Source organism: Pseudomonas sp. SBB6, assembly GCF_024213215.1.
GTDB lineage: Bacteria > Pseudomonadota > Gammaproteobacteria > Pseudomonadales > Pseudomonadaceae > Aquipseudomonas > Aquipseudomonas donghuensis.
Genome location: NZ_JANAVH010000006.1, coordinates 325,393 through 340,046, shown reverse-complemented (window position 1 = coordinate 340,046; position 14,654 = coordinate 325,393). Strand labels below are relative to the sequence as shown.

General features: G+C 61.4%; 17 protein-coding genes. 13 read left to right on the top strand and 4 right to left on the bottom strand.

All coding sequences use genetic code 11. From position 1 onward, the window contains the following. Nucleotides 1–193: 193 nt before the first annotated feature. Entirely contained in the window at nucleotides 194–1,435 is a 1,242-nt protein-coding gene (locus NLX68_RS15075; RefSeq protein ID WP_193384796.1) for a glutamine synthetase family protein, read from the top strand. A 171-nt stretch (nucleotides 1,436–1,606) separates the two neighbouring features. Further along, on the top strand, nucleotides 1,607–2,944 hold the full coding sequence (locus tag NLX68_RS15070; protein WP_254284619.1) for an MFS transporter: 1,338 nt from the start codon (nucleotides 1,607–1,609) through the stop codon (nucleotides 2,942–2,944). A gap of 101 nt (nucleotides 2,945–3,045) precedes the next feature. On the opposite strand, the gene NLX68_RS15065 is transcribed toward NLX68_RS15070, so the two are convergent. From NLX68_RS15065 to flgA, 4 genes are all read right to left on the bottom strand, one after another. Beyond that, nucleotides 3,046–3,789 (bottom strand): flagellar brake protein, encoded by a 744-nt coding sequence (locus NLX68_RS15065; protein ID WP_254284618.1) that lies wholly within the window; start codon nucleotides 3,787–3,789, stop codon nucleotides 3,046–3,048. Between the two features lie 80 nt (nucleotides 3,790–3,869). Further along, on the bottom strand, nucleotides 3,870–4,337 hold the full coding sequence (locus tag NLX68_RS15060; RefSeq protein ID WP_254284617.1) for a flagella synthesis protein FlgN: 468 nt from the start codon (nucleotides 4,335–4,337) through the stop codon (nucleotides 3,870–3,872). A 45-nt stretch (nucleotides 4,338–4,382) separates the two neighbouring features. After that, nucleotides 4,383–4,700 (bottom strand): flagellar biosynthesis anti-sigma factor FlgM, encoded by a 318-nt coding sequence (gene flgM / locus NLX68_RS15055; protein WP_254284616.1) that lies wholly within the window; start codon nucleotides 4,698–4,700, stop codon nucleotides 4,383–4,385. A gap of 168 nt (nucleotides 4,701–4,868) precedes the next feature. Next, a complete protein-coding gene (gene flgA / locus NLX68_RS15050; protein WP_254284615.1) occupies nucleotides 4,869–5,621 on the bottom strand; it encodes a flagellar basal body P-ring formation chaperone FlgA in 753 nt (250 codons plus the stop codon). A 69-nt stretch (nucleotides 5,622–5,690) separates the two neighbouring features. Here flgA and NLX68_RS15045 point away from each other — a divergent pair, with 69 nt between their 5' ends. The 11 genes from NLX68_RS15045 (at nucleotide 5,691) to NLX68_RS14995 (ending at nucleotide 14,652) form a co-directional block, all read left to right on the top strand. Further along, entirely contained in the window at nucleotides 5,691–6,620 is a 930-nt protein-coding gene (locus NLX68_RS15045; protein WP_010224956.1) for a chemotaxis protein CheV, read from the top strand. Nucleotides 6,621–6,672: 52 nt separating this feature from the next. Next, nucleotides 6,673–7,500, top strand: a complete 828-nt coding sequence (gene cheR, locus NLX68_RS15040) for a protein-glutamate O-methyltransferase CheR (RefSeq protein WP_254284614.1) — start codon at nucleotides 6,673–6,675, stop codon at nucleotides 7,498–7,500. 256 nt (nucleotides 7,501–7,756) lie between these two features. After that, nucleotides 7,757–8,164 (top strand): flagellar basal body rod protein FlgB, encoded by a 408-nt coding sequence (gene flgB, locus NLX68_RS15035; protein ID WP_010224959.1) that lies wholly within the window; start codon nucleotides 7,757–7,759, stop codon nucleotides 8,162–8,164. Nucleotides 8,165–8,167: 3 nt separating this feature from the next. After that, nucleotides 8,168–8,611: a flagellar basal body rod protein FlgC gene (gene flgC / locus NLX68_RS15030; RefSeq protein WP_010224960.1), complete on the top strand. Its 444-nt coding sequence runs from the start codon at nucleotides 8,168–8,170 to the stop codon at nucleotides 8,609–8,611. A 15-nt stretch (nucleotides 8,612–8,626) separates the two neighbouring features. Then, nucleotides 8,627–9,349 (top strand): flagellar hook assembly protein FlgD, encoded by a 723-nt coding sequence (gene flgD, locus NLX68_RS15025; RefSeq protein WP_254284613.1) that lies wholly within the window; start codon nucleotides 8,627–8,629, stop codon nucleotides 9,347–9,349. 31 nt (nucleotides 9,350–9,380) lie between these two features. Next, the gene (flgE, locus tag NLX68_RS15020; protein ID WP_254284612.1) at nucleotides 9,381–10,754 is read left to right on the top strand and encodes a flagellar hook protein FlgE; all 1,374 of its coding nucleotides are present in this window, start codon (nucleotides 9,381–9,383) and stop codon (nucleotides 10,752–10,754) included. Between the two features lie 75 nt (nucleotides 10,755–10,829). After that, nucleotides 10,830–11,018: a hypothetical protein gene (locus NLX68_RS15015; protein ID WP_254284636.1), complete on the top strand. Its 189-nt coding sequence runs from the start codon at nucleotides 10,830–10,832 to the stop codon at nucleotides 11,016–11,018. A gap of 190 nt (nucleotides 11,019–11,208) precedes the next feature. Further along, nucleotides 11,209–11,949, top strand: a complete 741-nt coding sequence (locus tag NLX68_RS15010; RefSeq protein ID WP_254284611.1) for a flagellar basal body rod protein FlgF — start codon at nucleotides 11,209–11,211, stop codon at nucleotides 11,947–11,949. Nucleotides 11,950–11,994: 45 nt separating this feature from the next. Then, nucleotides 11,995–12,780: a flagellar basal-body rod protein FlgG gene (gene flgG, locus NLX68_RS15005; RefSeq protein WP_254284610.1), complete on the top strand. Its 786-nt coding sequence runs from the start codon at nucleotides 11,995–11,997 to the stop codon at nucleotides 12,778–12,780. 54 nt (nucleotides 12,781–12,834) lie between these two features. Next, the gene (gene flgH, locus NLX68_RS15000) at nucleotides 12,835–13,530 is read left to right on the top strand and encodes a flagellar basal body L-ring protein FlgH (RefSeq protein WP_254284609.1); all 696 of its coding nucleotides are present in this window, start codon (nucleotides 12,835–12,837) and stop codon (nucleotides 13,528–13,530) included. Between the two features lie 12 nt (nucleotides 13,531–13,542). Then, nucleotides 13,543–14,652 carry a flagellar basal body P-ring protein FlgI gene (locus NLX68_RS14995; protein ID WP_010224970.1) on the top strand — a complete coding sequence of 370 codons (1,110 nt, stop codon included), beginning with the start codon at nucleotides 13,543–13,545 and terminating at the stop codon, nucleotides 14,650–14,652. Nucleotides 14,653–14,654: the final 2 nt, after the last annotated feature.

Genomic DNA, 14,654 nt, shown 5'->3' with positions numbered 1-14,654 from the left:
CCCTGGTGTGAGTGCTTGATATTTTTAACACCCCGAGATTATGTTGAGGGGTCGCCGTTCGCGGCTTGTTAAAGATAACAAGGACCAAGTCATGACGAGCAATGGCCAACGTTCTCTCGCCGAGCGATTGACGGGCATTGATGAAATCGAGTGCATTACCCCGGACCTCAACGGCGTTGCTCGCGGCAAGGTGATGACCGCCGAAGGCTTTCTTGAAGGTCGCCGCCTGCAGATGGCCCGCGGCGTTCTGCTGCAATGCATCATGGGCGGTTACCCGGCGGCGCGCTTCTATGGCAGCGACGACGGCGACCTGGCGCTGGTGGCCGATCCACACCATATTTATCGCCTGCCCTGGAGCGATGAGCCCCGGGCCCTGGCGATTTGTGATGCGCTAGAGCTCAGTGGTGAAAGCTCGGGCCTGTCCACTCGCGGCCTGCTCAAGGCCGTGCTCGCCCGTTACGCTGCCCGTGGCCTGGCGCCAGTGGTGGCGACGGAGCTCGAGTTCTTTGTCTTCGCCCCCAACAGCGATCCCAACCAGCCGTTCCAGCCGCCGCTGGGCAAGGATGGTCGCCGCGAGCAAGGCCATTCGGCGTTCAGCGTCAGTTCCAACAACGGCTTGCGACCGTTCTTCAACGAGGTCTATCGCTGCATGGCCGCCCTGGGCCTGCCGCGCGATACCTTCATGCACGAGATGGGCGTCAGTCAGTTCGAGATCAACCTGCTGCACGGCGACCCGCTGCTGCTGGCCGACCAGACCCTGCTGTTCAAGCACCTGCTCAAGGAAGTTGCGCTCAAGCATGGCCTGACCGTGGTGTGCATGGCCAAGCCGCTGGCGCACACGCCGGGCAGTTCCATGCACATTCACCAGAGCGTGGTCGAGGTGGCTGGCGGCGGTAATGTGTTCAGCGATGCACAGGGCAAACCGACGCCGACCTTCTATCACTTCATCGGTGGCCAGCAGGCGTGCCTGGCGGATTTCACCGCCTTGTTCGCGCCGAACGTGAACTCCTATCAGCGCCTGTGTCACCCCTATGCCTCGCCCAACAATGCCTGCTGGTCCGAAGACAACCGCGCTGCCGGCCTGCGCATCCCGGCCAGCTCGGCGGAGGCGCGGCGGGTCGAGAATCGCTTGCCGGGCGCTGACGCCAACCCGTACCTGGCGATCGCCGCAAGCCTGGCGGCGGGCCTGCACGGTATCGAGCGGCAGCTCGAACCCGCCCCGGCTATTCAGGGCGAGTTCGAGGTGCCGGATCAATTGAGCCTGCCATGTACCTTGCATGCGGCCCTGGAGCGTCTGAAGCGTAGCGACTTGGCGCGGGAACTGTTCGGCAAGGAGTTCATCGAAGGCTACATCGCCACCAAGACGCTGGAGTTGAGCAGTTTCCTTGATGAAATCACCCCGTGGGAGCGCCGCGTACTGGCCGCCCAGGCATAGCTTGCAAGACGTTGACGGTGCCACGAGCGCACAGCGTCAAGGCAGGTGGCGGACATTTTTCGAAAACGCTCTGCCACCTGTTTTTTTATGCTCGCCGACGGCAAGGCGGTTTTTTTCACTTATGCTTTCAAGCAGTTTTTCCATCCGCTCAAGGAGCCAATCGGGACGCTGATGCGACAGATCTGGAAGTCTTTTCGCGCGCTGTATTTCGCGGCGCTGATGATGTTGATCGGCTCCGGCTTGTTGAGTACCTACCTGGCCTTGCGCCTGGCTGCCGATCATGTCGACAGCCTCTGGGTCGGTGCACTGATGGCCGCCAACTATTTCGGCCTGGCCCTGGGCGGCAAGATCGGCCACCGGCTGATTGCCCGGGTCGGGCATATCCGTGCCTACGCTACCTGTGCCGGTATCGTCGGGGCGGCGGTGCTCGGCCATGGCCTGGTCAGCTGGTTGCCGGCCTGGGTGGTACTGCGGGTCATCGTCGGCCTGGGGATGATGTGCCAGTACATGGTCATCGAAAGCTGGCTTAACGAGCAGGCTGACGCCAAACAGCGTGGTGCGGTATTCAGTGGCTACATGATCGCCTCGTATCTGGGGCTGGTGCTCGGCCAGTTGATTCTGGTGGCGCACCCGCAGCTGGGCCTTGAGCTGCTGATGCTGGTGGCCATGTGTTTTGCCCTGTGCCTGGTGCCGGTGGCGCTCACTCGGCGGATTCACCCGGCGCCGCTACGGCCTGCGCCGATGGAGCCGCGCTTCTTTATCAAGCGTGTGCCGCAGTCGCTGAGTACGGTGCTCGGTGCCGGGCTGATTGTCGGTTCCTTCTATGGCCTGGCACCGTTGTATGCAGCCAAGCAGGGGTTGAGTACCGAGCAGGTCGGTCTGTTCATGGGCTGCTGTATTTTTGCCGGGCTGCTGGTGCAGTGGCCGCTGGGCTGGTTGTCCGATCGCTACGACCGCGCTGTGCTGATTCGCAGTGTTGCGGTGGGCCTGGCGTTTGTCGCCTTGCCGCTGGCGATCATGCCCAGCGTGCCGCTGGAGGTGCTGTTCGTAGTCGGCTTTGCCGTGTCATTGCTGCAGTTCTGCCTGTACCCGCTGGCGGTGGCGTTCTCCAACGACCACGTCGAGAGCGAGCGACGGGTTTCGCTGACGGCAATGCTGCTGGTGACCTATGGCGTAGGCGCAAGTATTGGGCCGCTGGTGGCCGGGGTGCTGATGAAGGTGCTGGGCAACCAGATGCTCTATGCCTTCTTCGTCTTCTTCGCCCTGGTGCTGGTCTGGCGCATCCGCCCGAAAGCGGTTACCGGCCTGCACCAGGTCGACGACGCGCCGCTGCATCACGTGGCCATGCCGGCGGCCGGTTCGCCATTGTCGGCAGCGCTGGACCCACGGGTTGACGAGCAGGTGGTGCAGGATCAGATGCAGACGCCGGTGGCAGCTGAGGATACCGAGGCGGAGGAAGGGGCTGAAGCTGAGGTTGTGGCTGAAGAGGTCAAGCCGACGCACGTGTGATGGAGTGGTCGGGGCCGCGTTGCGGCCCATCGCCGGCAAGGCCGGCTCCCACGTATGCAGCGCACCTGTGGGAGCTGGCGTTGCCAGCGATTGGTTGCGACTCAGTAGTCGTCTTTATCGAAACGCCGCGCTTCACGCTGCAGCTGATAGACAAAGGTTTCAATCTTGCGCTGCATCTGCCCGTTGAGGTTGTGAAAGCGTACGCCAGCGAAGGTGGCGTTGATACGCTCTTCGAAGTGCAAGTGGCGCAGTTCCACCTCAACCTGAGACAGGCCCAGCGGTGCACCGGTGGCGAACTTTTCGTAGACCTGGCCCAGTTGCAGGCGCTCTTCGACATTGCCTTCGAAGCGCAACTTGCAGCCGGTGGCGGAAATATCCAGCAGTTTGCCGCGCAGGGCGCCATTGCCCTTGAGCTTGTCGCCGTCGAGGACAACATCCACTAGCTGGGTAAGCTTGAGCGCTGCGCGAAAGGCATTGCGGCGCTGGTGGTAGGCCACTTCGCTGGGCAGGGTGCCGCGGTAGCTGCGATGGCCGTCGGCCTCGACAATGCTCAGTGGGGTGTTGCACTCCCAGGCGATGCGCACACCATCATGAAAGCCTTCAACGCGAAACGGTTCGCCATTCTGCAGGTAGCGTTCGCCGTCACGGGGGATCATTTCATCAAGGGCCAGGCGATTGCCTTCGCGGTCGACTTCGACCACATAGCTTTGAAAACGCTGGCTGCGTTCGTGGAAGGTGATGATCAGCGGGTCATGGCTCTCTTGCAGCGACCGCAAGTTGGCGGCAATTTCCAAAGGGGTAGTCAGCACCTTCGGAGGCTGCGGAGCTTCTGCTTCATTGAACACGGTTAATCAATCTCCAGGCAAAAACGTCACACGCAAGTTACGGCATTTTGCCAGTATGTTCCGTGCCTTGATACAGGGAATCAAGCCTGGCTGAGTGCCTGCGGCTTGGCAAGGGGAGAGGTCGACCCACGGCTGTCGTAAAGCGACGGTGTTTCGCCGCCCATGAGGATTTTGATCTGGTTGGCCGTGGTGCTCTGCTGGAGCTGGATGGCGCGGCCGTTGCGCTCATTGACTGCCTGGCAGTCGGCCAGCAATTTGCCCAGTGCGTCCAATTGTTGCAGCAGCAGCTCACCCAGAGGCGACTGGCTGGCCAGTTGGGCAACACCCTCGCGGTCCTGGGAAAGGCCCAGGCTGGCCAGCAGCTCGCTGCGTCGGCGGCCTTGCTGATCGAGCTGGATCACCAGCGACTGTTTGCGCGCCAGGATGTTTTCCAGCAGCGGCATGTCGCGACCGTGCAGAGCAGCTGCTTCGGTTTGCAGTAACTCGAGCAGATCTTGCGCTGGAGCAATATCGCTCTCGATCAGTTGCAGCAGAGTGGTGTCGTGCATGGCTGGCTCTTTGGTTCAAGCGTCCTGAAGTCAGCGCGCCAGGGGCTAGCGCTGGGCTTCGAAATTAAGCAGTTTGCTGGCGACGCGGTTGCTGTCGATCTGGTAGCTGCCGTCGGCGATAGCCTGTTTCAACTCGGCCACCCGGGCGCTGTTGACAATCGGCTGGTCGCGCAGCTTGTCGCTGACCTTTTGCAACTGCTGGGCCTCGTGGCTCAGGTGTACGGTTTCCCCGCTGGCGCTGTGCTCAACGGCGCTGCCGGCCTTGGCCGAAGCCGTGCTGGCAGTGCTTTCCTGGCTGCTGCCAGTGCGCACGCCGCCGGCAACCGACGGGGAGTTATTCAAACGACTGAAGTCGATGACCATGATCAGAAAACCTCTGGGTATTTGGACGCTTGCCTTGTTTTCGGCCAACCCGAAAGAAACTTTAGGCGCAATTGCACAGCGGCCTGCGCGGCCAGTTCTGGGCACCCAATGGGACACAGTTTAGGAAAAGCAGTTCCTGATCGCCAGTGTTGTTCCTGATTCAAGTACTTACATGGCCACTTCCACCTGGCCCGGGCCGGTCACCCTGGCCTTGACCACCCGCTTGGAGTTGAGGTTGCGCACCCGGATCTGTTCGCTCAGGCCGCCCTTGCTCAGGGCTTCGCCGGGCATGCGCACGGCCAGGCTGCCGCTGCGCGCGGTAATCACCACCTGATCACCCTTGCGCACCACCTCGGCCTGCTCCAGGTGCTGGGGGGTGAGTACCTGGTCCATGACCGTTGGTCGGATAACCTTGAGCCCGACCGCCTGGTCGAGGTTGCCGAGAAAACCCTGGTTGAGCATGCCTACATCGCGCTCGCGCAGGGCTACGTCCTGTTCGCCGACAATGCTGTCGCGCTTGAGCGGGCGGACCACGGTCACCACATTGCGAAACAGGCGTACCTGGGCGGGCACGAACACCGTCCACGGTGAGCTGCCGTCGCAGCGAACCCGCACGGTGACACGGCCCATTGGCTGCGCCGGGCTCTCCAGCGAGGCGCCCAGTTGCTGGTCGCACAGCGGCATGCGCAGGCGCGGGTCGAGGTTGTTGACCTGGATCTCGTAGCGGCCCTCGGTCTGGCTGGTGGCCAGATAGTCTTCTACGGTGAATTCAAGAAACCCCTGGGTGACACCGATAAGCTGTTCAGGCAAGGTGAAAGCGTCAGCCAGAGTTCGAACGCCAGGGGCCAGCAGGCACAGCGCAGCAAGGAAGCCGGGCAGGTGGCGGGTCAGGCGTCGGAAAAATGTCGTTTTCGTGTTCATACGATTAAAAAAAGCAAAGCGCGTGCCGACTGGGTACGAAGCTCGAAGCGTTTGGTGAAGGAGTCTGGCATGGCTGGTGTAATGGATTCGGTGAACCAGCGCACGCAACTGGTAGGGCAGAACCGCCTGGAGCTGCTGTTGTTTCGTCTCAATGGCGAGCAGCTCTACGGCATCAACGTGTTCAAGGTGCGGGAAGTGTTGCAATGCCCGAACCTGACGGTGATGCCCAAATCCAGCCCGGTAGTGCGCGGGGTCGCGAATATTCGAGGGGCAACCATCCCGATCCTGGATCTGGCGATGGCGACCGGGATGCCCGGTCTGAGTGAAGAAACAAGCAAGAGCTTCGTCATCATCACCGAGTACAACACCAAGACCCAGGGGTTTCTGGTGCATTCGGTGGAGCGCATCGTCAACATGAACTGGGAGGAGATCCATCCGCCACCCAAGGGCACCGGGCGCGATCACTACCTGACGGCAGTGACCCGGGTCGACAACAAGATGGTCGAAATCATCGACGTGGAGAAAATCCTCGCCGAAGTGGCGCCGACCTCCGAGGCGATTTCCGCTGGTGTGGTCGATGCCGAGGTGCAGGACAAGGCGGTAATGCTGCGGGTGCTGACGGTCGATGATTCGTCGGTGGCGCGCAAGCAGGTCAGCCGTTGCCTGCAGACCGTCGGCGTCGAGGTGGTGGCGCTCAACGATGGCCGCCAGGCGCTCGACTACCTGCGCAAGCTGGTCGACGAGGGCAAGCGTCCGGAAGAAGAGTTCCTGATGATGATCTCCGATATCGAGATGCCGGAGATGGACGGCTACACCCTGACCGCCGAGATTCGCAGCGACCCGCGCATGCAAAAATTGCACATCATCCTGCATACTTCGCTGTCCGGGGTGTTCAACCAGGCGATGGTCAAGAAGGTCGGTGCCGATGACTTCCTGGCCAAATTCCGGCCGGACGACCTCGCCCAGCGCGTTGTTGATCGGATCAAGGCCACGCACTAACGGCCAGGGGCGATCGCCCCTGGCGGTACATACGATTTAAGAGGCGGCATCATTGTCTACGGGTAATTTGGATTTCGAACAGTTCCGGGTCTTCCTGGAAAAAGCCTGTGGCATCCTGCTGGGCGAAAATAAGCAATACCTGGTCTCCAGCCGTCTCAACAAGCTGATGGAGCAGCAGGGCATCAAGTCCCTGAGCGAACTGGTGCAACGGATCCAGAGCCAGCCGCGCAGTGGCTTGCGCGAGCAGGTGGTCGATGCCATGACCACCAACGAAACCCTCTGGTTTCGCGACACCTATCCGTTCGAAGTGCTCAAGAACAAGGTATTGCCCGAGCAGATCAAGGCCAACCCCGGTCAGCGCTTGCGCATCTGGTCGGCGGCCTGCTCGTCGGGGCAGGAGCCGTACTCCATTTCCATGGCCATCGACGAGTTCGAGCGCAGCAATATCGGCCAGTTGAAGATGGGGGCGCAGATCGTTGCCACCGACCTGTCCGGCTCGATGCTGACCAACTGCAAGACCGGCGAGTACGACAGCCTGGCGATTGCCCGCGGCCTGTCCCAGGAGCGCCTGCAGCGCTACTTCGACGTCAAGGGGGCGGGGCGCTGGGCGATCAAGGCGCCGATCCGCAGCCGTGTCGAGTTTCGCTCGTTCAACCTGCTCGACAGCTACGCGAGCCTGGGCAAATTCGACATCGTGTTCTGCCGCAACGTGCTGATCTACTTCTCGGCCCAGGTCAAGAAGGACATCCTCCTGCGCATTCACGGCACGCTCAAGCCGGGTGGCTACCTGTTCCTTGGCGCTTCCGAGGCGCTCAATGGCTTGCCGGATCATTACCAGATGGTCCAGTGCAGCCCGGGGATCATTTACCAGGCCAAATGAGCTACAAGCCGCACGCTGAAAGCGGCAAGTTACAGGCTGATCGCGAACCGCTTTCGCTTTTTCTTGCGGCTTGCAGCGTGTAACTTGCCGCTTTCTTTTTGCCGCTTTGCTGACGCCAAGCGGAAATCCTTTGCCGCTTTTCTGGCATTGCCGCCACCGGCAAACGCCTCAAAGCCCCGTATTTACGGGGTTTTGTTTTTTGGCATGGCTCTTGCTCTAGCTCAGTCAACGAAAAACCTTCGAAGGTTTCCCCGACATGAGCATCAGCTTCGACAAAGCGCTCGGCATCCACGAAAAGGCATTGGGCTTTCGCGCCCAGCGCGCCGAGGTGCTGGCCAATAACATCGCCAACGCCGACACGCCGAACTACAAGGCGCGTGACATGGACTTCGCTTCGGTCCTGGCGGCCCAGGCCGAGCAGACCAGCAAGGGCCATTTCTCGCTGGATCGTACCAACGCCCGGCACATCGAGGCCGAAGGCCTGAGCATGGGTGACGAGTCCCTGCAGTACCGCACGCCGATGCAGCCGTCGATCGACCAGAACACCGTCGATGCCCAGCTCGAGCAATCGAGCTACGCGGAAAACGCCGTGGGCTTCCAGGCCAGCTTCACGCTGCTCAACAGTAAATTCAAAGGGCTGGTATCGGCCCTGCGCGGAGAGTAAGTCATGTCCCTCGCCAGTGTCTTCAACATTGCCGGTAGCGGCATGAGCGCCCAGACCACGCGTCTGAACACCGTCGCTTCGAACATCGCCAACGCCGAGACCGTCTCGTCGAGCATCGACCAGACCTACCGCGCCCGTCATCCGGTATTCGCCACCACCTTCCAGCAGGCCCAGGCCGGTGTCAGCCAGTCGCTGTTCCAGGACCAGGACGCCGCAGGGCAGGGCGTGCAGGTGCTTGGCGTGGTCGAAGATCAGAGCAACCTCGAGGCGCGCTACGAGCCGAATCATCCGGCGGCGAACAAGGACGGCTATGTCTACTACCCGAACGTCAACGTGGTGGAAGAAATGGCTGACATGATCTCCGCCAGCCGCTCGTTCCAGACCAACGCCGAGCTGATGAACACGGCTAAAACCATGATGCAGAAGGTCCTGACCCTGGGTCAGTGATAAAGGACTAAGCCAATGGCTACTACCGTCAAAGACAGCACGCTCAGCCTGAACGACGTCATCAAGTCTTCCGGCAAGAAGACTACCGAGACCAGTTCCCTGGGCAGCACCGTCGCCGCCAAGGCCGGCAACAAGCAAGCCCTGGGCAAGGATGCGTTCCTGCAGCTGCTGGTTACCCAGATGCAGCACCAGAACCCGCTCGACCCGCAGGACAACAGTGAATTCGTCGCCCAGCTGGCGCAGTTCAGTAGCCTGGAAGGTATTACCAGCCTGAACGAGTCGGTCAACGCGATCACCGGCAACTACAAGTCGTCCCAAGCCCTGCAGGCCTCGTCGCTGGTCGGTCGCTCGGTCATCACCCAGAGCGAGAAGGCGGTGGTCGACACCACCAAGAGCTTCACCGGCTCCGTGGTGGTGCCGCAGAGCATCAGTGCCGCCACCATCACCATCACCGACAAGGATGGCAAGGTGGTCAAGACCCTGCAGATGGGCGAAACCAAGGCGGGCAACGCCGAGTTCATCTGGGACGGTACCAACGATGCGGGCCAGAAAGTCGACCCGGGCACCTACAGCTTTGCCGCCAAGACCAAGGTCGAGGGCAAGCAGGTGGAGATGTACACCTTGCTGCCGGCCACGGTCAGCAGCGTCACTATCAGCCAGACGGGCGGCGAGCTGATGCTCAACCTCGCCGGCCTGGGCAGCGTTGCCCTGTCCAAAGTCCAAACCATCGGTATATAGAGCCGGCTAACGCGGCACAAGGAGTGGAAAGATGTCTTTCAATATCGGCCTTAGCGGTCTCTATGCAGCCAACAAGCAACTGGACGTGACCGGCAACAACATCGCCAACGTTGCCACCACTGGTTTCAAATCGTCCCGTGCAGAGTTCGCTGACGCCTATTCGGCGAGCAAGCTCGGCGTCGGCAGCAAGACCGTCGGTAACGGCGTGACCCTGGCAGCGGTGTCGCAGCAGTTTGGCCAGGGTGATGTCAACAACACCGGCAACGTGCTGGACATGGGTATCCAGGGGCAGGGCTTTTTCGTCCTCAGCGACAATGGCTCGCTGAGCTACACCCGTGCCGGTGCGTTCCAGACCAACAAGGACAACTACGTTGTCACCGCGGACGGTATCCGCCTGCAGGGTTACGCCGCTGACTCCACCGGCAAGATTGCCAAGGGCGTGCTGACCGATCTGAAGATCGACACCTCGGCGCTGGCGCCGAAGTCGACCACGCTGATCGACCAGGGTATCAACCTGAACTCGTCGGCATCGCCGATTCCGTTGACCAAGCCTGATCCGAGCAACCCGGCTGCCACTATCCCCAACGCGCCGTTCAGCCCGACTGACGAAAGCACCTACACCAAGTCGTTCCCGACCAAGGTCTACGACAGTCAGGGTAACGAGCACGTCATGGAGCAGTACTACCGCAAGACCGACACCAACGAGTGGACCATGTACACCCTGGTCGACGGTCGCAACCCCTACGATCCGACCAGCGCCACGCCACTGACCGGCACCATGAGCTTCAACTCCGATGGCAGCATCAAGGCCATGTCCACCAGTGCCGCCGGTGTGCCGACCACGCCGCCAGGTCAGTACGAGTTCAGTGTGTCCAACAACACCTTCACCATGAAGGGCTGGATTCCGGCGGTGTATAACAAGACCACCAATACTTGGGGTCCTAACGGTTCGAGCGGCAACCCGGATGGCATGCGTCTGTCGATGAACAGCACCACCTCCTACAACACTGAGACGGCGCGGATGTCCCAGTCCCAGGACGGCTATGCCACCGGCATTCTCTCCAGCCTGAGCATCGACTCCACTGGTGTAATGTTCGCCAGCTTCAGCAACCAGCAGTCTCGCGCCATTGGCCAGGTGGCCATCGCCAGCTTCGCCAACGAGCAGGGCCTGGAGCAGATGGGCGGTACGCGCTGGAAAGAAACCTTCGCCTCGGGCATTCCGGGTATCGATACGCCGACCACTGGCACCCTGGGCGCGATCAAGTCCAACGCGCTGGAGGCCTCGAACGTCAACCTGACCAACGAGCTGGTCGAGCTGATCAAGGCGCAGAGCAACTACCAGGCCAACGCCAAAACCATCTCCACCCAGAGCACCATCATGCAGACCATCATTCAGATGACCTGATTCGGGTGGCGTGAATTGAGTGTGGACAGACCCCTTTCTCGGAAGGGGTCTGTCGTTTCAAGGGTAAGGATCATGCTGCGACGTTTAAGTGTTGCCTTGCTGGTTGCGGGGTTGCTGGGCGCTCAGGCTTGGGCCGACATGGCGCCCTGGTATCGCTGGGAAAGCCAGGCCGACGGTCGCCTGGTGTGCGCGCAGTTTTCCCCGGGTCCGGGCTGGAAGCTGTTCGCCGGGCCGTTCAACAATGCCGGTTGCCGTGACTACTGAAACTTGCCGCTAGCGGCAAACCGGCGCCGTATTTTCGACGGCGCTTCTCTTGCGGTTCTCTTTGCGCACCGCTCAAGCCCTTGCCTGCCGGGCGTTTGCCGTTGTTTGTAAAAGTTGGTTTGAAACTTGCTACAGGCACTGCAGAGCAGCGGCGGACGGCAAGTGTTCGCCAGCGCAGCGGAGGATGACTGTGGACAAGATGCTATACGTGGCCATGACCGGCGCCAGCCAGAACGCGCTGGCGCAAAAGGCCCATGCCAACAACCTGGCGAACATTTCCACCAGCGGTTTTCAGCGCGACCTGGAGCAGGCGCGTTCGATGCCGGTGTTTGGTGACAGCTTTCCGGCGCGGGCCTATGCCATGACCGAGCGCCCGGCCACCGATTTTAGCCCGGGCTCGATGCAGGAGACCGGCCGTGACCTGGATATCGCCATCGGCGGTGACGGTTTTATCGCCGTGCAGGCCCCGGATGGCAGTGAAGCCTATGTGCGCACCGCCAGCCTGAACATTGACGGCCTGGGTGTGCTGCGGGCCGGCAACGGCATGCCGGTGATGGGCAACGGCGGTCCGATTGCCGTGCCGCCAGAGCAGAAGGTCGAGATCGGCCAGGACGGCACCATCAGTATTCGCGCCATGGGCGAAGGCCCGCGGGTGATGGCCGAGGTGGACCGCATCAAGCTGGTCAACCCGGACCTGAAGAACATGACCAAGGGCCTGGACGGCATGATCCATACCAAGAACGGCCAGCCTGCCGCTGCCGATGCCAACGTCCAGGTGGTCTCCGGTTTCCTGGAGTCAAGCAACGTCAATGCAGTCGAGGAAATGACCTCGGTACTGGCGCTGTCCCGTCAATTCGAATTGCACGTCAAGATGATGACCACGGCCAAGGAAGGCGACGAAGCCATGGCTCGGGTTTTGCAAATCGGCTAATTACACAGACGTAGCGCCGTAAAACAGGCGCGCGAGGAGAACAGCATGCTTCCGGCTCTTTGGGTCAGTAAAACCGGTTTGTCCGCCCAGGACACCAACCTGACCACCATTTCCAACAACCTGGCCAACGTTTCGACCACCGGCTTCAAGCGTGATCGCGCCGAGTTCCAGGATCTGCTCTACCAGATCAAGCGTCAGCCGGGTGCCCAGTCGACCCAGGACAGCGAACTGCCGTCGGGCCTGCAAGTCGGTACCGGTGTGCGCATCGTCGGCACCCAGAAGAACTTCAGCACCGGTAGCCTGCAGACCACCGAGAACCCGCTGGACATGGCGGTCAATGGCCGTGGCTTCTTCCAGATTTTGCAACCGGACGGCACTGTTTCGTACACCCGTGACGGTACCTTCCACCTGAACTCCGATGGCCAGATCGTCACTGCCAACGGCTTTGCCCTGGAGCCTGCGGTCGTCGTGCCGCCTGAGGCGCAGACCTTCACCGTCGGCCAGGACGGCACCGTGTCGATCACCACTGCCGGCAACCCGGCGGCGCAGATCATCGGCAACATCCAGACCGCCGACTTCATCAACCCGGCCGGCCTGCAGGCCATGGGCAGCAACCTGTTCCTGGAAACCGCCGCCAGCGGCGCGCCGCAAATCGGTACCCCGGGCCTCAACGGTTTTGGCGTGGTGCAGCAGCAGACCCTGGAAAACTCCAACGTCAGCACCGTGGAAGAGCTGGTCAACATGATCACTACCCAGCGTGCCTACGAAATGAACTCCAAGGTCATCTCCACTGCCGACCAGATGCTCTCGTTCGTTACCCAGAACCTGTAAGTGAAGTCTTCGAGGTCGCTTGAACGGCGCCTGTTACACCGTGAGGTCAGAGTCATGAGTCGTTTGTTTTGCGTACTAGCCCTGAGTGGGGTCGCCTTGCTGGCCGGTTGCGTCGCGCCGACGCCCAAGCCCAACGATCCCTACTACGCGCCGGTATTGCCGCGCACGCCATTGCCGGCGGCGGCCAACAACGGCTCGATCTACCAGGCCGGTTTCGAACAGAACCTGTACAGCGACCGCAAGGCTTTCCGGGTCGGTGACATCATCACCATCACCCTCAACGAGCGCACCCAGGCGAGCAAGAACGCCAACTCGCAGATAGGCAAGAACAGCAAGGCCGAACTCGGCCTGACCTCGTTGTTCGGCAGCAGCGTGACCACCAACAATCCGTTTGGTGATGGCGACTTGAGCCTCAGCGCCGGCTACAGCGGCGACCGCTCAACCAAGGGTGATAGCAAGGCGGCCCAGGGCAACACCCTGACCGGTTCGATCACCGTCACCGTTGCCGACGTGCTGCCCAACGGCATCATTGCCGTGCGCGGCGAGAAGTGGCTGACCCTCAACACCGGCGACGAGCTGGTGCGCATCGCCGGGATGATCCGTGCCGATGACATTGCCACCGACAACACCGTGCCTTCGACCCGTGTTGCCGATGCGCGCATTACCTACTCGGGCACCGGCTCGTTCGCCGATGCCAGCCAGCCGGGTTGGCTTGACCGGTTCTTCATCAGCCCGCTTTGGCCTTTCTAGGTTCGGATGACCATGTTCAACTTCAAGCAGCTGATTGCCGCTACGATTCTGCTGTCCACTGCGTTCGCCGTGCAGGCCGAGCGTCTGAAGGACATCGCCAGCATTTCCGGCGTGCGCACCAACCAGCTGATCGGCTACGGCCTGGTGGTGGGGCTCAATGGTACGGGTGACCAGACCACGCAAACGCCGTTCACCCTGCAGACCTTCAACAACATGCTTTCGCAGTTCGGCATCAAGGTGCCGCCGGGGTCGGGTAACGTGCAGCTGAAAAACGTCGCTGCGGTGTCGGTGCATGCCGACCTGCCGGCGTTCGCCAAGCCGGGGCAGGTGGTGGACATCACCGTGTCGTCGATCGGTAACTCCAAGAGCCTGCGCGGCGGCAGCCTGTTGATGACCCCGCTCAAGGGTATCGACGGTAACGTCTACGCCATCGCTCAGGGCAACCTGGTGGTTGGCGGTTTCGATGCCGAAGGCCGCGATGGCTCGAAGATCACCGTCAACGTCCCGTCGGCTGGCCGCATTCCAGGCGGTGCCTCGGTGGAGCGTGCCGTGCCCAGCGGTTTCAACCAGGGCAACAGCCTGACCCTGAACCTCAATCGCCCGGACTTCACCACCGCCAAGCGCATCGTCGACAAGGTCAACGAGCTGCTCGGCCCGGGTGTGGCCCAGGCCTTGGACGGTGGCTCGGTGCGAGTCACTGCGCCGCTCGATCCAAGCCAGCGGGTCGACTACCTGTCGATTCTCGAGAACCTCGAAATCGATCCGGGCCAGGCCGTGGCCAAAGTCATCATCAACTCGCGCACCGGCACCATCGTCATCGGCCAGAACGTCAAGGTCTCGCCGGCGGCGGTGACTCACGGCAGCCTGACGGTGACCATCACCGAAGACCCGATCGTCAGCCAGCCTGGGCCGTTCTCCAACGGTGAGACTGCCGTAGTGCCGCGCTCGCGGGTCAATGCCGAGCAGGAAGCCAAGCCGATGTTCAAGTTCGGCCCGGGTACCACCCTGGATGAAATCGTCCGCGCGGTGAATCAGGTGGGCGCAGCGCCCGGTGACCTGATGGCGATCCTCGAAGCCCTGAAACAGGCCGGCGCGTTGCAAGCCGACCTGATCGTGATCTGAGG